We start from the raw sequence: 20,924 nt of genomic DNA, 5'->3' as shown, positions 1-20,924 counted from the left end.
CTTGCTGGAAGATCATGAAAAGCTGCGCTTCCCGAAAGTCTGCGAATGTCAAAGCAGGAATACTGCAGGTATGGAAAACGAGGCGGATGCAGCGTTTGGATAGAAATAGGATTTTCAAGGAGGATCCTCGAACAGAGAGGATGAAAGGCTCAAAGTTATCGCAAAAGCGGTGAAGTTGTTGGAAGAAGGCTGTATTTTTCCGCTATTTGAGCTACAATAAGGGACGTCTAGGAGGGTGGATATGAGAGAAACATTAATACAGCTGCGGCAGGTGATGGAACAGAAACATGTGGATATCGTGCTGATTCCGTCGTCTGATTTTCACGGCAGCGAATACATCGGCGATTATTTCAAGGCCCGGGCGTGGATGTCGGGCTTTACCGGTTCGGCGGGGACATTGGTCGTCACGCGCGATCAGGCGGGATTGTGGACTGACGGCCGTTACTTTATTCAGGCGGAACGGCAGCTGGCCGGTTCGGGGATTACTTTATATAAGATGGGGCAGGAAGGCGTGATCGACTTCCCGCAGTTCATCGAGCAGGAAATGCCGCAGGGCGGCTGTCTGGCCTTCGACGGACGGATGGTCAGCGGGGCGCTGGGCAGCCAGCTGGAAGCAATGCTGGCAAGGAAGCAGGCACAGATTTTAAGCACGGAGGATCTTGTGGATTTGATCTGGAAGGACCGGCCGGGCTTATCAGAAGCGAAGGCGGTCTTGTTAGAAGAACGTTACAGCGGCCGGACGACGGCGCAGAAGCTGGATGAAATCCGTGCGGTCATGCGCAAGGAAGGCGCTGAGGCGCTGTTGATCTCGACGCTCGATGATCTGGCGTGGCTGTTCAATCTGCGCGGCGACGATGTGCTGTACAATCCGGTTGTTTTGGCGTATGGCTGCGTGACACTGGAGCAGGCCGTGCTGTATCTGGATCCGCGCAAGCTGTCGGAATCCGACCGGCAGGCGTTGTTCGATCTGAATATTGAAATCAAGGATTACGATACATTCCTTGGAGACGTTGCGGCGCTACCGGCGCAAACGGTCTGGGCTGATCCGCAGAAGCTCAATTACGCGATCCTCCGCGCGATTCCCCGGCACTGCCGGCGGATTGAGAAAACCAATCCGATTGTCTTAAGAAAAGCGATCAAGAATGAAACGGAGATTGAAAACCTGCGGCGTTCGCATCTCAAGGACGGCGTCGCGGTGACAAAGCTGATGTACTGGCTGAAAACCCGTGTCGGCAAAGAAGCGATGAGCGAATGCTCAATTCAAACGAAGCTGCATGAGCTGCGCGCCGAGCAGGAAGGCTTCATCGAGGAAAGCTTCGGCACGATCTGCGCCTATAAGGCCAACGCAGCGATGATGCATTACAGCGCTGATCCGCAGCACGAGGTGCCGGTCGCGGCGGAGGGTTTGCTTTTGATCGACTCGGGCGGTCAGTATTGGGAAGGCACGACGGATATCACCCGGACGTTTGCGCTGGGGCCATGTTCGCCGGAAATCAAAAAGGTCTATACAACGGTGCTGCAGGGGATGCTGAACCTGTCGGAAGCGCGGTTTCTGTATGGCTGCAGCGGAATCAATCTGGACATCCTTGCCCGCGGACCCGTGTGGCAGCTGAATCTGGATTATCAGTGCGGTACCGGTCATGGCGTCGGATATCTGTTGAACGTGCATGAAGGCCCGCATGGAATCCGCTGGAAGAAGACGGCGGCGCTGAATGAAATGGAACGGCTGGAAGCGGGAATGGTGGTCACCGATGAACCGGGCGTTTACATCGAAGGAAAATTTGGCATCCGGATTGAAAACGAGCTGATCGTCCGCTGCGGCGAGAAGAACTTCTATGGTCAGTTTATGGAATTTGAAACGACAACCTTGGCACCGATCGATCTGGACGCGGTTGACCCGCAGGTTCTGACGCCGGCTGCCCGTGAGGCACTGAACCGCTATCATCTGCGCGTTCGCGAGGCTTTAACGCCGTATCTTAATGAGGAGGAAGCGCAATGGCTGAAAACCGCAACCCGGTCGATTTAAGGGAGCAGTCTGTCAGTCCCCGTCCGATCCGAATGGTTTGTCTGGATCTGGATGGAACGTTATTCAATGGAAAAAAGGAAGTCGGCTCGCTGAGCCGCCAGCAGATCCAGCGTTGTCTGGATCAGGGCGTGGAAGTGGCCGTGGTGTCCGGCCGGGCTTATCAGTTCGCCTACAAGACGGCGCAGATGATCGATCCGCGGTTATCGGTGATCGGCTTTGTCGGTGCTTACCGGTCCTTTCATGGTCAGGCTCAGGGGGAACCGATTCCCCGGGCGGCGCTTAACGAGGTGCTGACCCTGCTGAAACGTGAAGATTGTCCGGCGTTTATGAAACAGCTGAACACGATCTGGTGCAGTCACGACGTCCCGCTATCCGGCGATTATGTGGCCTATACCGCCGATCAGCCGCCGCAGCATCGGATTGTGGTGCATTCCAATCAGGATCTGCCCGCCATTGCGCGGCAGAATCCGGATCCGGTTTATAAACTGTTGATCCGGGCGCGCGGCCGGACGGAAGCGATCGCGCAGCAGCTGCGGCCGCTTTCCGGTATCCGGATCTTCATCTATCCATACGGCGATATCGAAGTGATCAGTGCCAAGGCGGACAAAGGTATCGCGATCCGCAAGGCAGCTGATCAGCTGGGGATCGACCCGGCTCAGATTCTGGGCATCGGCGACAGCGTCAACGACCTGCCGATGTTTGAAGGCTGTGGCCTGCGCGTGGCGATGGGCAATGCCGTCGAACCGGTAAAAGCACGCGCGGATTACATCACGCTGACCAACGACGAGGATGGGGTCGGCGAGGCCCTGCGGCAGCTGGTCCAATAAAATAGTGGAGAAAGAATACAGTTGTGCTGAACGCCAGCTGTATTTTTAATTAGAATGTTAACAATCAAGCGAGTATAATTATAGAATCAAAGATAAAGATCAGCGCTATATCAGTAAAATTGCAGCTTATCTTTTTACGTTCACACGGGTATGATGAATCAACAGGAAGGAAAAACAGAAATGAAAGTGGATCGTTTGGAATGTTTTGTGCATGTGGCCGAAACGTTGAATTTCTCTAAGAGCGCTCAGGCGCTGCATTGTTCGCAGCCCTCCATCAGCCGGGTTATTCATCTGCTGGAACAGGAGCTGGGATTTGAATTGTTTGAACGGGATCGCAATCAGGTCGCTTTGACGCCGGCCGGAGCGGTTTTCTATCCTCAGGCTCGGCAGCTTCTCCATCAATATCAGGCAGCCGTGGAGGAAGCGCGGAAGGCCCATCAGGCGATGCTGACATTAAAAGTCGGCGTGATCGGGTTTGCGGAAGCGCCGCTCATGAGGGCGTTGGAAAAATTGACACAGGCAATGCCGCAGGTGCGGCTGGATATGATTCCAGTCGATTTTACGCGCGGACTAAGCCAGGTTGAAAGCGGTGAAATCGACTGCTGCATGAACTGGCGCAAGGACGTCGATTCCCCATCGCTGGTCTATCGCGAGCTGTTTTGCGGAGAATTGAAGGCTTATCTTAATCTCCGCCATCCGTTGGCTTCGCAATCCAGCGTAACGTATGACGAACTGGCCGCATGGCCGCAGATCGTGTTTGCGCGCGGGCGGCAGAGCTGGCGGTACAGCGCTTATCTGGAAAAATTCAATCCCTCGCTGCGGGCTTCCATCGTCTTGACACCGGTTAAGGATGTACCCGCTTCCCGGCGGCTGCTGGAACTGAATCAGGGTGTCATTCTGGCGCCGGAAGGCGGTATCCTGGCAGACAGTCCGCTGATCAAAGCGGTGCCGATCCGCTCACAGACACCGGAAACCGTACATCTGGGATTAGTTTACCGCAAAGACGCGACCAATCCGGTATTGAAACAGCTGCTGCGTTATTTGAAATCATCATAAGCCTATTCGATACTCCTATCAGAAAAAGCATGACTTTCTTTTATAATGTGAATGTGTGGATTTACACAAACAGGAGGAAAGAAAGATGAAGAAAAACGGGATTTCAAGACGGGAATTCCTGAAGGGCAGCGCGGCGGGCGCCGTGTCGCTGGCAGCGCTGGGCTTGTTGAGCGCGTGTGGGGAATCGGCGGAGAAACAGCCGGCAGCGACGCCGACGGCCAATCCGGAAGCTACATCCGAAAACTGGCTGGGTCAGCAGCCGCAGATACAGGATAGCGACATTAAAGAAACATGGCAGACTGAAGTGCTGATCGTCGGCGCGGGCAACGGCGGCATGATGGCGGCGGTCAAAGCGGCGGATCTGGGACTGGACTTCCGGGTTGTCGAACAGAACAGCTTTGTCTGCGATACCCGCAACTGGTATGCGGCGGCGGATTCCGCAGACGCGTTAGCCGCAGGCAAGCCAATCGACCGGCAGCGCGCGATGACGGAGCTGTCGCGGTATGCTTCCGGAAAACTGGATCAGAGCGTCGTTCGGGTCTGGCTGGATGAATCTGCGGCCATGCACGATTATGTCAAGGCGATCATGGATTCCTATGGCTATGACTGCTACTTTGAAGCCGATACCGGCGAAGCAGAGGAAGGCACCGATTATTACCATGCTCCGACCCAGCATAATTACAATCCACGCCCAGACAGCGAGTGGGCGGATACGCCGCGGAACAAGTTGTTTGTGGATTACATCGAGAAAAAGGGCTATCATGTCGATTTTGAGCATGCATTGATCGAATTGATCAAAGAAAACGGCGCGGTGACCGGGGCAATCGTTCAGAACAGTGCTGGCGAATATATTAAAATCACCACGAGCAAAGGCGTGATTCTGGCGACCGGCGGATATGAAGGCAATCCGGATATGATGGAGGCGTTGTCTCCGCTGGCGGTATCCTGCACAACCGCAAGCAGCTATTTCGCGATGAATCATGGCGATGGAATCAAAGCGGGCTTGTGGGCCGGTGCGGATATGGACAAGGAATCCGCTCCGATGTTATTTGACCGCGGCGCAGTAGCGCCGGGCGTGAACGCCGGATATGTTGAAGCCTCTAACGGATCCAAGCAGTTCCCGGGCACGATCTATCAATGGAATCCGGGCACGCAGCCGTTTATGAAGGTCAATCGCGATGGCGTCCGCTTTGCCAATGAAGGCTGCCCGTACAACGATATCGTTTTCGCTGCGGCGAATCAGAAAGGCGGCGTATACTGCCAGGTCTATGATGGGGATTTCCAGTCAGACTGGCAGAAGTTTCATACGCTGGGCTGTTCCTCACTGACCCGGATTATGCCGGAGCGAATAGCGGAACAGATGGAGAAGTATGTCGAGGAAGGCATTATCATGAAAGCTGATACGCTGGACGAGCTGGCGGACAAGCTGGGTTTTGAAGGCGAAGCCAAGGTTCAGTTCTTAGCTCAGTGCGATCGCTACAACGCGATTTATGATCGAGGGGAAGACGATGAATTCTTTAAGTCAAGTCATTATCTTTCACAGCTGCGCAAAGCGCCGTTCTATGGTGTATGGCTGGGCGCCAGTCTGTTGTGCACCGGCGACGGTCTGAAGATCAACAATAAGATGCAGGTTCTGGATAAAGAGAAGAACGTCATTCCGGGCCTGTATGCGATCGGCAACGTTTCCGGTAGTTTCTTTGCGAACAACTATCCGGAACTGTTCCCGGGTCTGGCTTGCGGACGGACGCTGACCTTTGCCTTGAAAGCGGTCAACGTAATCGCGGGTGAAGACCAGATTTAAAGCTGATCGTATTCGAGAGTCAAGCACGGTTTCTCATTCAGAAATCGTGCTTTTTTAGAAATCTGGATAAGAATTGAAATAAGAAAATCCGTATGCTAATGCGTTATTTTTACAGGAGCGTGAGATCAGCGTTTCAATTTATGATTGTATGGAATAAAGAAGAAGTTCTTTTCAACATTGATCTTAAAGACCTGATCTTGATTATTCTTTTGAAAACTTGCGATAGGAAAAATATGAATTGAGTGATTGGTTTGATGATGGAAAAACTTCCATTTTCAGTAAAATTAATCCAACTATTCTTGACCGGAAGCAATGTGGAAACCGTAACGGTTAACGATTGAGAACATTGGACGTTTACATGCTAAATTAACAAGAATAACAGGATCCTTTTGATGTTTGCGGACCTATTTCCATTTGATGACGAATAACGCTTGTTATGTTTATTATATCGCATGTAGAATCGGATATTCGGCGTTAATCAAGGAATCATGCAGGAGAATGAATCAAAGGAGTAGAAAAATCTGTCGAAATCTGGTTAAATGAAATCAGAAAAATGAGGTGCTTTATGAAACTGATATCATGGAATGTTAACGGGTTACGAGCCTGTATCCAAAAAGGCTTTATGGATTTTTTTAACGAACAGGATGCAGATATTTTCGCGCTGCAGGAAACCAAGCTGCAGCCCCATCAGATCGAACTAGAATTGCCGGGTTATCATCAATACTGGCACAGTGCGGAAAGAAAAGGGTATTCGGGCACCGCGGTGTTCACAAAACAAAAGCCGCTGTCCGTGCGTTATGATTTTGACGAAGCGGAAGGGGAGCATCCGAAGGAAGGCCGTGTGATCACACTGGAATTTGAACAATTCTATTTTGTCACCGCCTATGTGCCGAACTCCAAGGAAGAACTGGCCCGTCTGGATTACCGGATGCAGTGGGAAGACGCGATGGCGCGGCATCTGGCAAAGCTGAACGAAACCAAGCCGGTTGTTTATACTGGAGACTTGAATGTGGCCGTGGAGGAGATCGATCTGAAGAATCCGAAGACGAATCATTTTAACCCGGGCTTCTCCGATCAGGAGCGCCAGAAGATGCGCGATCTGCTGGGCCTGGGGTTTGCGGATACGTTCAGAACCTTATACCCGGAAAAGGTTGAATACTCCTGGTGGTCCTATCGCTTCAATTCCCGCGCGAAGAACGTCGGGTGGCGGATCGACTATTTCATCGTTTCCCAGCGGCTGATGAATCAGGTGAAGGACAGTGTTATCTATGGGGATATCCTGGGTTCGGATCATTGTCCGGTCGGGGTTGAAATCGAATTTTAATGGACTTAATTCATGGAAGATAAAGACGGATCAAGCTGCTTTTAACGCAGCTTTTTGATTTCCTGTCCAAGCCGCAGTTAAGGGCTGAGAATCGTAAAGTGAGAATAAAAAAATGATCATCAGGAAATCGCATTCTGTTTGCGAAATCAGAAAAAACAGAGGAATTCTTATTGGAGAATCCTGTGGTAAAAAGTTCAGGGATCCGGGAAAACTTAAAAGAAGCCGCGGGTGTAGCGGATGAATTCTTCCATGATCGGCGTAACCGGCGCATTCTTATGCGTAATGATCAGGAATTCATAATCCAGATCCAGATCCTCAATCGGCCGCTTCACGATTGAGGGCGGAAGCGGGATCGAATCGCTGCCGAAGAAGCTGACGCAGCGGGTGCTTTCGATCAGCTTGAAAATCAAGCCCATTTCCGCCGGGGAAAAGACCATCGTCGCCTTTAGTCCCTGTTTTTGACATATTTGTTCCATCCGGGCATTCAGAGCATTCTCGGTGTTTAAACCGATCAGCTTCTGACCGCGGAAGTCCGCCAGCGACAACACCGGCTTGGCGGCGAGCGGATGATCCTGACTTAACACAGCGAAGACGGGATGCCGGTAGTGATACTGGACTTGAACCATCGGCGCGTTATACAGCATCGTGCAGAAATAAATATCAATTTCGCTGGATTGCAGCGAGCGGTTGTAGGAATCGTCCGGCGCGCTGTAAATCTGAAAATCGACCTCTGGATGCGCCATGATGAAACGGGTCAGAAAATCATCCGGAAAGTTGATTAACAGCCCCGTCGGATAGCCCAGCGACAGCGTCTGCGGACTTTCGTTTTTCATGGCCTGCAGATCGGCGATGATGTTGTCATGCATCTGTAAATAAGGAAAGGCCGACTGGCGCAGAGCTTCGCCATAACGGGTCAGCTGCAGTCCGGCCACGCCGCGGATAAACAGCGGCACGTCCAGTTCTTCCTCCAGCTTGTCGATCGTTTTACTTAACGCCTGCTGGGAAAGGTAAAGTTTTTTCGCGGCTTTGGAAAAGCTGCCCTCCTGGGCGGCGGTGATAAAACAATGCAGCTGTTTGGGATTCATGGCGTTTTCTCCTCTTCTTTGCTTCAGCTTATCATGACTTAACAGGGGATACAACTTTTAATTGTATCCCCTAACTTTTATCTGTTTGTCAATTCACAAACAAGCCTTTTATAATGAAGAAAGAAAAGACAAACAGGAGGGAAAGTATGTCAAATTCAAACAAGATCAAAGGCATCAGCCGCCGGGACTTCTTAAAGGGCACAGCGGCCGGAGCACTGGGCGTCGCGGCTGCGGGGCTGTTAGGGGGCTGCGCTTCCACCACGGAAAAACAGGAATGTCCGCCATGTGAATCAACGTCATCCGCATCTTCTGCAGGCTGGCCGGCAGTTGAAGCACTGGAACCGAAGGTTCCGATGGAAGGCGTCGTGGCCTTCGTGAAGGAGCCGATCGCGGATTCTGAAATTGTGAAGACTGAAAATGTCGATGTCGTGGTGTGCGGTATGGGCCCGGCCGGTTTCGCGGCGTCCATCGCCAGCGCGCAGCAGGGGTTAAAAACCGTCGTTCTGGAAAAAGGCCAGGTCGGCACGTACCGTTCAGCGACGATCGGCGGATTAACCGACCGGATTCATAAAAAATACGGCGTGGAGTTCGACACGAAGCAGTGGCTGGACGATGCGATGGTCAATTCCATGTTCTATGGCAATCAGGCGATCTATCAGCGGTGGATCGACACGCAGGAGGAAGCGATCAACTGGTTCCTCGATCTGTTCGGCCTGCCGGATGAGGATTTCAAGCTGACCTTTGCGGCCGGGGATTTCCCGGATTTCTACGAACCTTACGACATCACATCGCTGAGTCGTTCCTGGAACACGTCGATCAATATCCCGCTGGCTCCGGCGGAAATCGTCGAGCTGCTAACAAGCAAGGTCAAGGAAGCCGGCGCGGAAGTGCTGATGGAAACTCCGGCCTGCCAGCTGATTAAAGAAGATGGAAAAGTCGTCGGCGTGATCGCCAGGACGGCGGAAGGCTATGTGAAATATCTGTGCGCCAAAGGCGTTGTTCTGGCGACCGGCGGTTATGAATTTAACCCGACCAAGCTGAAGGAATGCTGCCGTCCGCGTGATCTGGCATTGAATCACTGGATGAACGGCACGGCATCCAACACTGGCGACGGTCATGAAATGGGCAAAGCGGTCGGCGCGATTGAGGACGAATATCCGCATCCGCTGATGCTTGATCCGGCGCAGCTGATGCCGTATCTGCGCGTCAATAAGCTGGGCAAGCGGTTTACGCCGGAATATGAACCGTACAATCATCTGGCGCTGGCGATGCAGAACCAGCCGGGCGCAATCAACTGGTATATTACCGACGGCGATGCCGCGGGCGCGATCGACAAGATGTGGACGCCGTCGTCTTCCTGCTATGGACCGAAGGAAGTCTGGGTCGGCGCGGCGACAAGCGAAAACGCGTTAAAAGCCGATACGCTGGAAGAACTGGCGGGCTTGATGGGCGTGCCCGCCGACGCGTTTGTCGAAACGATCAATCATTGGAACGCCATGTGCGAAGCCGGCGAGGATACCGATTTCCACATGCTTCCAAGCATGATGCATCCGATCAAAACTGCGCCGTTCTATGCGAATCTGGAAGGCGCCGCGGCGCTGTGCACCGCCGGCGGGTTGCAGATCACGCCGAATTCAGAAGTTCTGGATACGGAATTCAACGTCATCCCGGGTTTATACGCGATCGGCAATGTTTCCGGTTCGATGTTCCACGGAACCTATCCGCACAATCTGAACTGCATTTCTCACAGCCGCTGCATTACGTTCGGTTATAACGTCGCGAAGCTGTTGGCATCGAAATAAGAATTTATTTCTGACGGATGCGATCTATTCGCTCTGAGTTCTCTTCCTGTTTTGGTTTCAGGAATCGAACCCAGAGCTTTTTTTGTCGAAGTGATCAAAGCCGAGCTGGCGCGGAGTGAGCGGATTTCCTGATGCTTTGGCTGGTTTCTGTAATTTCCAAGGCAAGCTTGTGCCGAATTCCTTTCAAGTTTTTAACAATGCAGACTGCGCTCCGTTTTCAGCGTTTCATCTGATATAATAGAGATGAATTTCATCAACATAAGAAAACGAGAAGGATAAATAAGGAAAATGTCAAAGTGAGGAAGGAGTATCCGCAATGAGAAAGAAACTTATTCTGGTACTGGCTGCCGGCTTTTTATTCACCGGGTGTACGCCAAAACCAGCGTCGCCGGCGGCCGTACCGACCGCAAGTGCGGAAGCGGAGCGTCTGGCTGGAACGAAGCTGACCGACGAAACGATCAGCGCGATGTTCAAGCGGCTGAAAGAGGCTGAAATCTTCATTGACGAACAAGGCGAGGCCCAGCCGTTTGAGCTGTGGCGCAACGCGAACAATCTGGTCGTGCTGTATGTCGGCCAGCGCGATCATCCGCTGCTGATCTGGGATCCGGTCAACGATACCGCGGAGCTGAATTACACCTGTCAGGATGTGGTTTCCTTTCAGGAAGACGGCGTAACGAAGCAGGCTTATGTGGAGCTGATCTGCGATGGTTATCAGAGTACGTGCACGGCGGCGGTGACGACGTCCTCCAAGACGACGCGCTGGCCGGTCGACGCTCCCGATGAACAGGTGACTCCGGCCTTGGCCGAAGCAGTGCAGCAAGCGGCTCAGACGCATCAAACGGAAGTGGAAAAAAGCCGGGAACAGGCTGAAAAGGCCTTGTTTGAGCTGCGCACGGTGATTCTGAATACGCAGGATTACGAATACGCGCAGCTGAAACCCTACTCCCGGAACAGCGGCGGGTTTGCGAAGCAAGAGGATCCGCAGACGTATCAATTCTCTATCGGGGAGCTGAATCCGACGCTGTCCGGCGAGGAGATCGCGTTTTATTTCGCCGCGCTGACCGGCCAGGAATTCACCCGCCCCGATCAGCTTCAGGCCAATGAAACGCTGCTTCTGAATCTGATGGCGGCGTCGAAGACCTATCTTTGCGAAGGGGAACCCGATCAGCTGATCTGTCCGGCCAGCGGCATGGGCACAGATCCGCTTTTACTGAATCTGCCGGAAGCGGTCGCGGAAGAATTGCTGGCAGTGGTGCGCGTTGAGGCTGTGAACGCGGTATCAACTGCACTCTTAGGCCATACGCTGCCGCTGGCAACCTTTGAATACGAAGAAATTATTTACGATGCGGATACCGTTCCGGATTGTATTCTGATCCGCAATATCCAAGGGGCTCCGGAGACTTCTGAATCAGCAGCGGAGCCGATGACGATTGTGACGGAGCGACGGACGGAAGGCGAGCGCCAGATCGTCCGCTATGTCCGGGGCGAGGAGATTGAAAACACAAGTTTTATCCGGGATGAACAGGGCAACGAATACTATATTCCGGCGATTCGGGAAATGGCGCAGGATCCGGATTCTCCGCTGGTGATCTGGGAAATGGCTTGCGAACCGAATACCGATGCTTCCCAGCCTTGCCGCCTGATCTATCAAAAGCGAATTCAGTAACGATGAGAATGGGACAGGCGGGGCCAAGATTCAAGCGAAACGTTGGCGAACGCCGGGAAACGTGCTAAACTGAAAAGCAGTAAACAGGAGGAATAGAACACAATGGAGATTCAAGAACGGGTAAAAAGCTATGAAGAAGCGATGCTGAACGATCTGGCAACGCTGGTTTCGTATAATTCAGTTCAGGGCGAGCCGCAGCCGAACGCGCCGTTTGGCGAGGGGCCGGCGGCCTGTCTGGATAAAGCGCTGGAAATTGCAAAGGGTTATGGTTTTGCGGTCAAGAATGTCGATCATTATGCCGGCTATGCTGAAATCGGCGAGGGTGAACAGGTGATCGGCGTGCTGGCGCATCTGGACGTCGTACCGGCAGGCGAGGGCTGGAAGACCGATCCGTTTACGCTAACCCGCGACGGTGACCGGGTTTACGGCCGCGGCACCAGCGACGATAAGGGCGCGGTGGTCGCTTCGATGATCGCAATGAAAGTATTAAAGGATATGAACGTGCCGCTGACCAAGCGAATCCGGCTGATTCTGGGCACCAACGAAGAAACGGGATCAAAATGTCTGGCGCATTATGTGGAAAAAGAAGGGCATATCGACATGGGCTTTACGCCGGACGGTACGTTCCCGGGCGTGCATGGAGAAAAAGGCGCGCTGGGACTGGACTTTGAAAGCGTCCGCACACAGATCAAGGAAATCCGCGGGGGCGTGGCATCCAATGTCGTCTGCAACCACTGCACGATGATCGTTGACAGCGAAGCCGTATCGGAAGAAGCGCTGCGCCTAGCGCTGGAAAAACATCCGGTGACCTTTGAAATCAAACCGGAACAGGGCGATCTGATCGTCGACGTTTACGGAACGGCGGCGCATGCCAGCACTCCGAAGCTAGGCGTCAACGCGATCGGCGAACTGATGGCGGCTCTGGCGGAAGTGGGAATGCAGGATGATTTTGTTGAATTCTACAACCGCCGGATCGGTACGAGCTGCGATGGAGCGGGCTGTGATTGCCAGGTTGAGGATGAATATGGTCCGCTGACCTTCAGTAACGGTATCATTAAAGCGGAAAACGGCGTCATCCGCGGAACCATCGACATCCGGTTTCCGGTGACGATGAATTCCGGGCAGATCGCCAGCCGGATTGAAGTCGCGCTGGCCGGGGAAGCACAAGGAAAAATCACCGTCCGCAGCCGGACGGAACCGCTGTTCTTCCCGATCGATTCACCGCTGGTTTCGCGTCTGCTTCAGGCCTATCAGGAAGTCACCGGCGATCTGGAATCCAAGCCGATCACGATGGGCGGCGGCACCTATGCGAAGGGAATTCATAACTGCATCGCCTTCGGCTGTGAATTCATGGGCGAAGACTGCCATATTCACGACGCCAACGAGTTTGTGCGGATTGATTGTCTGCTTCAGCAGGCAGAGATCTACGTTCATGCCCTGATGAAGCTGCTGGAAGCATAAAACAAGATAAACCTTTTTGTATATTGATGAACCGGATTTGTTTTGAGAATCCGGTTTTTCTCTTTTGTCAGATCTTTTGCTCTTGAGTAAGGCGTCTTTGAGGATTGATCAATGTGTGAAGAAATCCATGATTTTCACCGCATACTAACACGAAATGTTAATGTGCGGTGAAAATTCGCTGTTCCTTATAAAATTTAGACTCATAAAAACCAAGATTTATAAGAGGAAGCAGCGAATCAAAAAACACGAAAAACAAATCAGACTGCAGGCACAGATTCACTAAAAATGGTACAATAGAGATCGGAAAAGAAACGAGGGATGACCTTTGAAAACAACGAAGCTGGCGATCATGTATGATTTTGATAAAACACTGTCGCCGAAAGATATGCAGGAATTCAGTTTTATTCCTTCTCTGGGCATCGAACCAGCGCAGTTTTGGAGTGAGGTAACCGCGCTGTCGGAAAGTCAGAAAATGGACGGCATCCTGACGTATATGTATATGATGCTCAACAAAGCCAACCTGACGGGACAGCCGATCCGCCGCAGTGATTTCGTTGCGCTGGGGAAAAATGTCAAGCTGTATCCGGGGGTGGAAAAATGGTTCCGTCGAATCAACGAATACGGCCGGCAGCACAATATTGAAATCGAGCATTTTATCATTTCCTCGGGTCTGACGGAAATCATCGAAGGTACGGCCATCGCCGGGGAATTTAAAAAAATCTATGCCTGCAAGTATTGCTACAACGCCAGCGGCGTTGCGGTGTGGCCGGCAACCGTCGTGAATTACACGACCAAGACGCAATATATTTTCCGCATCAACAAAGGTGTTCTGGATGAAAACAACGACAACGATCTGAACCGCTATACGCCGGATCAGCTGCGCGATATCCCGTTTACCAATATGATTTATATCGGCGACGGACTTACGGATGTGCCATGTATGAAGCTGGTTACCGTCAATGGCGGCAAGTCGATCGCAGTGTATGGCAAGGACTCAGAGAAGAAAAAAGCGGCTGCGCAGCAGTTGGTTGAAGATCACCGGGCAGATTTCATTGCGCCTGCGGATTACAGCGAGAATCGCGAATTGGATAAGATCGTGAAAAGTATTCTTGATTACACCGAAGCCCGGATTCAGATGGAACGGCTGATGAGAAAAGAACAATCAAATAAAAAATAAAAAGCGGGCAAACGGATGGTTTGACTCCTGCCCGCAATGAGGATGAGCGAGGACCTGACGAAATTTGGAAGATTTCCAAGCTCAGGGAATACAGGTTTGTAATTTAATCTTTGTCGCTGGCGCATAATCCTCGCTGATGAATTTGAGATCAGGATTTCTAACAAAAACGTGAAAAGCGATAAACAAATCATCGTGTCTCAACCTTGGAAAATCTGATGAACAGAAACTGCTTTGGGAGAAATAAACCTGAAGCAGTTTTCATTGGATAAACAGCTTGAAAATAATTCTGTTTTATGATTAACTGGAAGTAAGGAAAGAAATGGGGATCTGATCATGGAATTCACATTAACCCGCAGCCAGGCCCGGCAGTTTTATGTCTTATGGCAGGGCTTGTCCGGCCCTTACCGCTGGCGTACCAACACAGAGATTGTGACGCTGATCGCTCAGCTGGGATGTCTGCAATTTGATCCGATCGACATCTGCGGCCGCAATGCGGATTTAGTGCTGCAGGCGCGGGTCGGTGGTTATCGGAAAAGTCAGCTGGAAACCTTATTGTATAAGGATCGGAAGCTGATCGACGCGCTGGATAAAAATATGGCGATCTATGCGGAACAGGATTATCCCATGTTTGCGCGGAACCGAATTCACACTATGAGCTATCACCGGGTGAGTGAACAGATCGAAAACGCCGCGGCACAGATCAAACAGTTCATGCGGACGCATCCGGTTATTTGTTCGCAGGATTTACAATGGAATGAAAATCTCGTCTGGGTATGGGGACGGACGGCTTCGCTGGCAGCAGTTGCTTTGGAAGTGATGCTTTACCGCGGGGACGTCGTGATCCATCACCGGCGCGGCACAATCCGCTATTACAATCTGACTTCCGCGCGGTTTCCCTGGCTGGATCCGCTGGCGGATCCGTTTGCGAGCGATGAAGAATATTACGGATGGCGCGTGGAACGCCGGATCCGTGCCCTGGGCTTGTGCTGGAACCGGCCTTCCGACGCCTGGCTGGGAATTGAAAAAATGAAGGCTCCGGAGCGTCAGGCTGCGTTTGCCTTGTTGCTGAAGCAGGATCGGATCATTCCCGTAACGGTGGAAGGGCTGGATCAGCCGTTGTTTACCGTGCCGGAAGCACTGCCGTGGCTGGAAATGGTCATGCGGAAAGAGCCGTACCGCAAACGCATGGAGTTCTTAGGCCCGTTGGACAACGCGCTGTGGGATCGCCGCCTGATTGAAGCACTGTTTGATTTTCAATATAAATGGGAGATTTACACCCCGAAAGCACAACGCAAATATGACAGCTATGTGCTGCCGGTGCTGTGGGGTGAGCGTTTTTTCGGACGGATCGCGCTGGAAACCAAATTGGCAGAAGGAAAATTAGTCGTAAAACATTTCTGGCGGGAATCGAGAGTCCGCGATAGCCTGACACTGCGCCGGACTTTGAATCGGACGCTGGAGCGCTTTGCCCGATTTCACGGCTGCACTGACATTGACGGTTTATTCGAAGAGAGCTAACGATGAAAAGAAAACGTCCCGTATTTGAACAGGGCGTTTTTAGTAGCTATCTTTATAATGGTAATTGAATTTTAAAGATGATAAATCCGCTGCTTATACTGTTTTTCAATTTCAATGCTGCGCTCGGTGCCGCCATCCACATTGGCGCTGAGTCTGACCGGCGGTTGAAAACCGCGGGCAAGCATCAGTTCCACTGCTTCCAAAATGGTGGATTGAAGCAAAGCTGCCGCGGCAATGGAGGAAGTTCCGCAGATCTTGACCGGCAGTCCGTCGACCGGAATCGCGGCATCCCCTTCCACGGAAAGATTGTCCAGGATCACGTCCGCGAATTCATAAAGCAGGCGGCCGCTGCTATGCCGACTCGTCAGTTTTTTAGAGGATTCCAGCGATGTGACGACAATGAGTTTTGCGCCGATGTCTTTGACTTTCATCGCAATTTCAATCGGCAGCGGATTACGTCCGGAATTAGAGATAATGATCACAACGTCTTCCGGAAGCACTTCGACCTTTCGCATTAAGATATTGCCGGAGCCTTCCAGAACCTCGTAAATTCCCATGGCCGGGTCTTTAATCACCTTCGCGGCAAATAAACCGCCTGCCCGTCCGGCGACTTCGATCGCGGCCGCGTAGGAATGACCGCTGCCAAAGGACTGCAAAATTCCGCCGGTCATGATGGCGTCCGCAATCAATTCCGCGGCTTGATGAATATTCTCCTTTTGACTGATTTCCAACCGGCGAAGCAGATCTTCGATGGTTTCAAAATAACGATTACGTTCCATCAGCCAACTACCTTCAGCGCGGATAAGAGTATCGCACCGATCATGACGATAAAGATGAGCTTGCCTGCCGTCATGCCTTTCACTTTAGATAAGCGATAACACAGAAGAACCAGGATAACCTGAGGGAGATAAGGCATAATTTTATCAAGGTTTTCCTGCACGGACAGACTGACCTCGCCGGATTGGAAAGTATATGGAATTTTCAGCTTGATCACAGAGGGGATCAAAGCTCCGACGACGATCAATCCCAGAATAGACGCGCCGTTGGTGACGTAAGCAAGCTGGTCTTTCATCGTGGTGATCAATTTAGCGCCCTGAGCATAGCCCAGATCGAATAACTTTGTTCTGAAAAACAGAACGGCGATGTTCCAGACAATCCAGATTCCCATGCCCACGGTACTGCCGGCGATCGCCATGTTGCCTGCAATCGCACCGAAGATGGTTCCGGCAATGACGCCGAAGATGACGTCGCCGACTCCCGCAAACGGTCCCATTAATGCGGTCTTTAACGAGGTTGCGGTTTCCAGCGCGGCGATGCCTTCCTCTTCCTCAATCGCCACGTTCATGCCGATGATGATCTCAGACATCTGCGGCGTCGTATTATAAAACTGGATATGGGCGCGGCAGGCTCGATCGAGTGCTTCCGGATCGTCTTTATAGATTTTTTTCAAGGCTGGAAGGATGGCATAGAAATAGCCCAGTCCCTGCATTCTTTCGTAATTATGGCCCAGCTGTAATCCGAACATGTGGCGCAGATTAATCCGCCGCAGTTCTTGTTTTGTAAAAAGCTTATTCATCCAGATCACCTCCCTGGCGAATTGCGGCCCAGCGTTGATTTGCCTGGCGGGTGTACATATAATCCAGCAGGGTAATGACCAACCCGAAACCGGCGACGCCGATCAGCGGGATTTTCACATAGGCGGCCAACAGGAATCCCAGAATCAGAAATGGAAGTTTAGAGCGTGTCGGCAGGTAGTTTAACAAGATGCAGATGCCTACGACTGGAATGACGCCGCCGGCCACCTGCAAGCCGGTCATAAACCATTGCGGAATCCAGCCCATCACCGCTTCGACAAAGCTTTGCCCAAAGCAAAGAACGAAAAAAACTGGTACAGCACGCGACAGTCCCGGCGCGATCATGCCGAGTAAATTTTGGAATGCCGCTTTATCGTAATTTCGTTGTTCGATGAAATGATCGGCCCGGTGAAGGAAGAAGATATTGGCGTAGCGTGCCAGAATATCGAGTTGGATCATCAACAGGGCGACTGGAATCGCAATCCCCAGCGCTAATTCCGGCGTGGAATTCAAGCTCAGCGCCGTGCCGACGATCGCTCCGACTGTCGTATTGGGAATGGAGGTGCCTCCATAAGTGTTGACTCCTAACGTCATTAATTGAAGCGTACCCCCTAAGACTAAGCCCGTTTGCGGATTGCCGAGAAGCAAACCGGTAAACCAGCCGGCCAGAATCGGCATGTCCATGCCAATTTTGAAGGAACGGCTTTCGTTCGGCTGAATGAAAGCATAGAGCGTGATCAATGCAATTTGCCAGGGATGTATCATATTCTCTCCTTTCTGGTTTTTACAACCTTTGAACTAATTTAATAGTATATCTAATGTATTATTAAATCAATACATAATGTAATATATTATAATATTTTTCTGTTTTGGTGAAAGATATCAGAAAACATGGTAAAATAACCTAAGAGGTGTTCTGTGTGGATAAACAAAGTAAATACAACATCATCGTCAAAGCGATTATTCACGATATAGACCAGGGCGTGCTGCAGGCCCGCGACCGGCTGCCCTCGGAAAAAGAACTTCAGGAGCGTTTTAACGTTTCACGAGTTACCGTAAGGAAGGCCGTCGACGTTCTGATTGAAGAAGGATACGTTATCCGGGATTATCGCAAAGGGACGTTTATCAGTGAGCGGATTACCTATAAAAAGATGAATGAAATCGTCAGTTTTACCCGCTCGGCCTTATTGCGGGGCGATGTGCCTTCGACGATCGTACATTCCATTACTGATGTAAAACCAGATCCCTTCTTAATGAAGTACCTGCGGATTTCTGCGGAAGAAACTTTGACGCGGATTTGCCGAACGCGTTTGACGAATGGATTTCCATTGATCTATGAGGAATCCTACTGGGTTACAGCCATGACCGGGGTCATTGGAAAAACGGAAGCAGAGGGCTCGTTATTTCAATTTATAAAAAGGGCCAGGAAGATTGTGCCTGTTTACAGTCTGCAGGAATTAGATGCGGTTGGGGCGTCAGGCGCGATTGCTCAAGCACTTCAGGTTCGCGATCAGTTTCCTTTACTCCGTTCCCTGATGGTTTTTTATGACGCGCAGGACAGGCCTTTTGAACTGGCTTTTAATTATTATCGGACTGATCGCTGCAAATTGTCGATGGTCAGAACTTTGAACGAGGATTAAATCAAAAGGAGAAAACACGATGGAATTCTTACGCTGCACGATGCCCGCTTTTGCCGTTCTGGGAAAAGAGGACAGCACCCAAAACACGAATAAGAACTGGATTCAGCGATTGTGGAAAAACTTCAATGAACATTCCACTGAAATTTCGCAGCTGGCTTTGCGGGATGAACAGGGAAATCTGGCCGGTTTCTGGGGCGCGATGACGAACTTTGACCGGACATTCCAACCTTGGGAGAATCATTTGACAGAAGGCTATTATCTGGCGGGCGTGCAGGTGCCGGTTGAAACGGAAGCTCCGGAAGGATGGACAAAGTGGATCATTCCCGCATTTGATTATCTCTATGTTCCAGTCGAGGGCGATGCCTCTGAAGTCCTGCGGACAGGTCTTGATGAAATAAAGAAGCAGGGGCTGACGCTCGCGGGCGCCATCCAGGAATTCTATTGTCCGCAGAAAAACGGTGAGATGTTCTTGTTTTTTCCCGTTTGCTGAATGTCAAACCAGCGATCATGCCGAATCCTTGCACTATGGCGCAGGGATCTTTTTGAATCCTGCAAAACAGTGAAAAACAAGGAAAAACAGTCCAGAAAACAGAAACGCAACGCAAAGTTGACAAAGTGCATTTTTAGAGAGATAGATTGAATGTTCGAAATGGGATAGGATGAGGACATCCAAGAACTGAGGAGGAAATAAAAATGAATTTTGGAGAAAAACTATTCAAGCTGCGCAAAGAAAAGGGCCTGTCGCAGGAAGCGCTGGCCGATCAGCTGGGTACAACCCGGCAGGCTGTCAGTAAGTGGGAGAACAATCAGGGATATCCGGAAACCGAGAAAATCCTGCAGCTCTCCCAGCTGTTTGAGGTATCGACCGACTATCTGCTTAAAGCCGAAAAAGTGGAGAGAGCCGCCGATGAAAAAGGCTATTATGTCAGCCGGGAAATGGCGAATGGCTTTCTGGCCAGCGAGAAACGGGTCAACCGGTTTCTGGGATTGGGTTTCTTATGCGGAGCGCTGACCGGGATACCGATTATTCTGTTTGAAAATCAGCCGGCGATGAAACTGCTGGGCGCGGCCGGGATCGGGGCGTTGGGCGTTTGCGCGCTGATTGTCGCGATGTTTGCGGAACAGGAACAATACAAAGTGCTGAAAGAAGAACCGCTGTTGTTCGATCCGGAGGTGCGCAGTTCCCTGATGGAAGAATATGTTGCGCTGAAAAAGAAAGCGACTCTGATCGCGATGCCGTCCACGATTTTGTTTGTGTTGGGAATTTTGGCACTGGTCTTTTCCATCCGTGGAATTTTCCCCTGGTCATCCCTGTCGGTATTGATTTTTCTGGGATTGGGACTGGGACTGTGTGGCTTTGTCATCTCTCTGGGTACGATCGAAACCTACGAGATTCTGGTAAAAAATGAACAATATGCCACGCGTTTTCTGTTTAAGGCAAAGCGCAGAATCAAGGAGAAGATCGCCAAGCTCTGAACTCTTTGAGGAAGCAGAAATCAACTCTATCCGTCTTAATTATTTCTGACTTGGATCGTCTGAGCGAAGCCGCCGCTTTCCAGCGATGTAAATCGCGGCAGTCCTTTCGTGAAATTCACCCATATTCAAGATAAAAGCCCAGGCCGAACCCGGGCTTTTTACTATCTTGGAGTGAATAGACAGGAGTGAGAATGTGGAAAAAGTGAATGTCGCCGTTCTGGGCGCAACCGGGGCGGTCGGCCGGACGATGATCCGGATTTTGCAGGAACGCCGGTTTCCGATGCGTTCGTTAAAGCTTTTAGCCAGTCCCCACAGCGCCGGCAAGGTGATCGATTTGGGGGCGAAGACAGGGATTGTCGAGGAATTTTCTCCAGCGGCTCTCAAGGACGTCGATCTGGTGTTCGGGGCGGTGGATAACGATCTGGCAAAGGAATACGCGCCGTTGATCCGCCGCAGCGGGGCTTTGTTTGTCGAAGATCGGAAGAGCGTCG

17 protein-coding genes and 1 pseudogene are annotated in these 20,924 nt (G+C 51.3%); 14 read left to right on the top strand and 4 right to left on the bottom strand.

Features of this window, described 5'->3' with window-relative positions; translation table 11 throughout:
- Positions 1 to 241: 241 nt before the first annotated feature.
- The 5 genes from AC5OW4_RS06180 (at position 242) to AC5OW4_RS06160 (ending at position 7,034) form a co-directional block, all read left to right on the top strand.
- A complete protein-coding gene (locus AC5OW4_RS06180; RefSeq protein ID WP_072683790.1) occupies positions 242 to 2,026 on the top strand; it encodes an aminopeptidase P family protein in 1,785 nt (594 codons plus the stop codon).
- Positions 1,996 to 2,853 carry an HAD family hydrolase gene (locus AC5OW4_RS06175; protein WP_072683789.1) on the top strand — a complete coding sequence of 286 codons (858 nt, stop codon included), beginning with the start codon at positions 1,996 to 1,998 and terminating at the stop codon, positions 2,851 to 2,853. Before AC5OW4_RS06180 ends, AC5OW4_RS06175 begins: the two co-directional genes overlap by 31 nt.
- A 180-nt stretch (positions 2,854 to 3,033) precedes the next feature.
- Positions 3,034 to 3,909: a LysR family transcriptional regulator gene (locus tag AC5OW4_RS06170; RefSeq protein ID WP_072683788.1), complete on the top strand. Its 876-nt coding sequence runs from the start codon at positions 3,034 to 3,036 to the stop codon at positions 3,907 to 3,909.
- A gap of 85 nt (positions 3,910 to 3,994) precedes the next feature.
- Entirely contained in the window at positions 3,995 to 5,710 is a 1,716-nt protein-coding gene (locus AC5OW4_RS06165) for an FAD-dependent oxidoreductase (RefSeq protein ID WP_072683787.1), read from the top strand.
- 565 nt (positions 5,711 to 6,275) lie between these two features.
- Positions 6,276 to 7,034: an exodeoxyribonuclease III gene (locus AC5OW4_RS06160; protein WP_195395671.1), complete on the top strand. Its 759-nt coding sequence runs from the start codon at positions 6,276 to 6,278 to the stop codon at positions 7,032 to 7,034.
- Between the two features lie 212 nt (positions 7,035 to 7,246).
- Here AC5OW4_RS06160 and AC5OW4_RS06155 read toward each other — a convergent pair whose 3' ends face one another.
- Positions 7,247 to 8,119, bottom strand: coding sequence for a LysR family transcriptional regulator (locus AC5OW4_RS06155; protein ID WP_072683785.1), 873 nt, complete (start codon positions 8,117 to 8,119; stop codon positions 7,247 to 7,249).
- A 146-nt stretch (positions 8,120 to 8,265) separates the two neighbouring features.
- Between AC5OW4_RS06155 and AC5OW4_RS06150 the strand changes: the two genes are divergently transcribed.
- From AC5OW4_RS06150 to AC5OW4_RS06130, 5 genes are all read left to right on the top strand, one after another.
- Positions 8,266 to 9,921: an FAD-dependent oxidoreductase gene (locus AC5OW4_RS06150; RefSeq protein WP_229100678.1), complete on the top strand. Its 1,656-nt coding sequence runs from the start codon at positions 8,266 to 8,268 to the stop codon at positions 9,919 to 9,921.
- Between the two features lie 316 nt (positions 9,922 to 10,237).
- Entirely contained in the window at positions 10,238 to 11,587 is a 1,350-nt protein-coding gene (locus tag AC5OW4_RS06145; RefSeq protein ID WP_493676772.1) for a hypothetical protein, read from the top strand.
- A gap of 102 nt (positions 11,588 to 11,689) precedes the next feature.
- Entirely contained in the window at positions 11,690 to 13,048 is a 1,359-nt protein-coding gene (locus tag AC5OW4_RS06140; protein WP_493676771.1) for a Sapep family Mn(2+)-dependent dipeptidase, read from the top strand.
- A gap of 325 nt (positions 13,049 to 13,373) precedes the next feature.
- Positions 13,374 to 14,225 (top strand): HAD family hydrolase, encoded by an 852-nt coding sequence (locus AC5OW4_RS06135; protein WP_308559574.1) that lies wholly within the window; start codon positions 13,374 to 13,376, stop codon positions 14,223 to 14,225.
- Positions 14,226 to 14,558: 333 nt separating this feature from the next.
- On the top strand, positions 14,559 to 15,743 hold the full coding sequence (locus tag AC5OW4_RS06130) for a DNA glycosylase AlkZ-like family protein (protein WP_072683782.1): 1,185 nt from the start codon (positions 14,559 to 14,561) through the stop codon (positions 15,741 to 15,743).
- Positions 15,744 to 15,814: 71 nt separating this feature from the next.
- Here AC5OW4_RS06130 and AC5OW4_RS06125 read toward each other — a convergent pair whose 3' ends face one another.
- The 3 genes from AC5OW4_RS06125 to AC5OW4_RS06115 are packed head-to-tail and all read right to left on the bottom strand — an operon-like array spanning position 15,815 to position 18,082.
- Positions 15,815 to 16,522: an SIS domain-containing protein gene (locus AC5OW4_RS06125; protein ID WP_072683781.1), complete on the bottom strand. Its 708-nt coding sequence runs from the start codon at positions 16,520 to 16,522 to the stop codon at positions 15,815 to 15,817.
- Complete coding sequence (locus AC5OW4_RS06120; RefSeq protein WP_493676770.1) at positions 16,522 to 17,319, bottom strand: PTS system mannose/fructose/sorbose family transporter subunit IID; 798 nt, start codon at positions 17,317 to 17,319, stop codon at positions 16,522 to 16,524. Before AC5OW4_RS06120 ends, AC5OW4_RS06125 begins: the two co-directional genes overlap by 1 nt.
- A complete protein-coding gene (locus AC5OW4_RS06115; protein ID WP_493676769.1) occupies positions 17,312 to 18,082 on the bottom strand; it encodes a PTS mannose/fructose/sorbose/N-acetylgalactosamine transporter subunit IIC in 771 nt (256 codons plus the stop codon). The genes AC5OW4_RS06120 and AC5OW4_RS06115 overlap by 8 nt, the downstream gene beginning before the upstream one ends.
- 155 nt (positions 18,083 to 18,237) lie before the next feature.
- Between AC5OW4_RS06115 and AC5OW4_RS06110 the strand changes: the two genes are divergently transcribed.
- The 4 genes and pseudogenes from AC5OW4_RS06110 to AC5OW4_RS06095 all read left to right on the top strand — a co-directional run.
- A complete protein-coding gene (locus tag AC5OW4_RS06110) occupies positions 18,238 to 18,957 on the top strand; it encodes a GntR family transcriptional regulator (RefSeq protein WP_493676768.1) in 720 nt (239 codons plus the stop codon).
- A 19-nt stretch (positions 18,958 to 18,976) separates the two neighbouring features.
- On the top strand, positions 18,977 to 19,447 hold the full coding sequence (locus tag AC5OW4_RS06105) for a GyrI-like domain-containing protein (protein WP_072683777.1): 471 nt from the start codon (positions 18,977 to 18,979) through the stop codon (positions 19,445 to 19,447).
- A gap of 203 nt (positions 19,448 to 19,650) precedes the next feature.
- The gene (locus tag AC5OW4_RS06100; protein WP_493676767.1) at positions 19,651 to 20,433 is read left to right on the top strand and encodes a helix-turn-helix domain-containing protein; all 783 of its coding nucleotides are present in this window, start codon (positions 19,651 to 19,653) and stop codon (positions 20,431 to 20,433) included.
- Positions 20,434 to 20,626: 193 nt separating this feature from the next.
- Positions 20,627 to 20,924, top strand: a pseudogene (locus AC5OW4_RS06095) (aspartate-semialdehyde dehydrogenase); the annotation flags it as partial.

This window comes from Holdemania sp., assembly GCF_986127675.1.
This window is presented reverse-complemented; position numbering and strand designations above follow the sequence as displayed.

Bases quoted from the DNA above. Each gene is read 5' to 3' on its own strand.
- AC5OW4_RS06180 (WP_072683790.1), top strand. From the start codon at position 242: ATGAGAGAAACATTAATACAGCTGCGGCAGGTGATGGAACAGAAACAT.
- AC5OW4_RS06175 (WP_072683789.1), top strand. From the start codon at position 1,996: ATGGCTGAAAACCGCAACCCGGTCGATTTAAGGGAGCAGTCTGTCAGT.
- AC5OW4_RS06170 (WP_072683788.1), top strand. From the start codon at position 3,034: ATGAAAGTGGATCGTTTGGAATGTTTTGTGCATGTGGCCGAAACGTTG.
- AC5OW4_RS06165 (WP_072683787.1), top strand. From the start codon at position 3,995: ATGAAGAAAAACGGGATTTCAAGACGGGAATTCCTGAAGGGCAGCGCG.
- AC5OW4_RS06160 (WP_195395671.1), top strand. From the start codon at position 6,276: ATGAAACTGATATCATGGAATGTTAACGGGTTACGAGCCTGTATCCAA.
- AC5OW4_RS06155 (WP_072683785.1), bottom strand. From the start codon at position 8,119: ATGAATCCCAAACAGCTGCATTGTTTTATCACCGCCGCCCAGGAGGGC.
- AC5OW4_RS06150 (WP_229100678.1), top strand. From the start codon at position 8,266: ATGTCAAATTCAAACAAGATCAAAGGCATCAGCCGCCGGGACTTCTTA.
- AC5OW4_RS06145 (WP_493676772.1), top strand. From the start codon at position 10,238: ATGAGAAAGAAACTTATTCTGGTACTGGCTGCCGGCTTTTTATTCACC.
- AC5OW4_RS06140 (WP_493676771.1), top strand. From the start codon at position 11,690: ATGGAGATTCAAGAACGGGTAAAAAGCTATGAAGAAGCGATGCTGAAC.
- AC5OW4_RS06130 (WP_072683782.1), top strand. From the start codon at position 14,559: ATGGAATTCACATTAACCCGCAGCCAGGCCCGGCAGTTTTATGTCTTA.
- AC5OW4_RS06125 (WP_072683781.1), bottom strand. From the start codon at position 16,522: ATGGAACGTAATCGTTATTTTGAAACCATCGAAGATCTGCTTCGCCGG.
- AC5OW4_RS06120 (WP_493676770.1), bottom strand. From the start codon at position 17,319: ATGAATAAGCTTTTTACAAAACAAGAACTGCGGCGGATTAATCTGCGC.
- AC5OW4_RS06115 (WP_493676769.1), bottom strand. From the start codon at position 18,082: ATGATACATCCCTGGCAAATTGCATTGATCACGCTCTATGCTTTCATT.
- AC5OW4_RS06105 (WP_072683777.1), top strand. From the start codon at position 18,977: ATGGAATTCTTACGCTGCACGATGCCCGCTTTTGCCGTTCTGGGAAAA.
- AC5OW4_RS06100 (WP_493676767.1), top strand. From the start codon at position 19,651: ATGAATTTTGGAGAAAAACTATTCAAGCTGCGCAAAGAAAAGGGCCTG.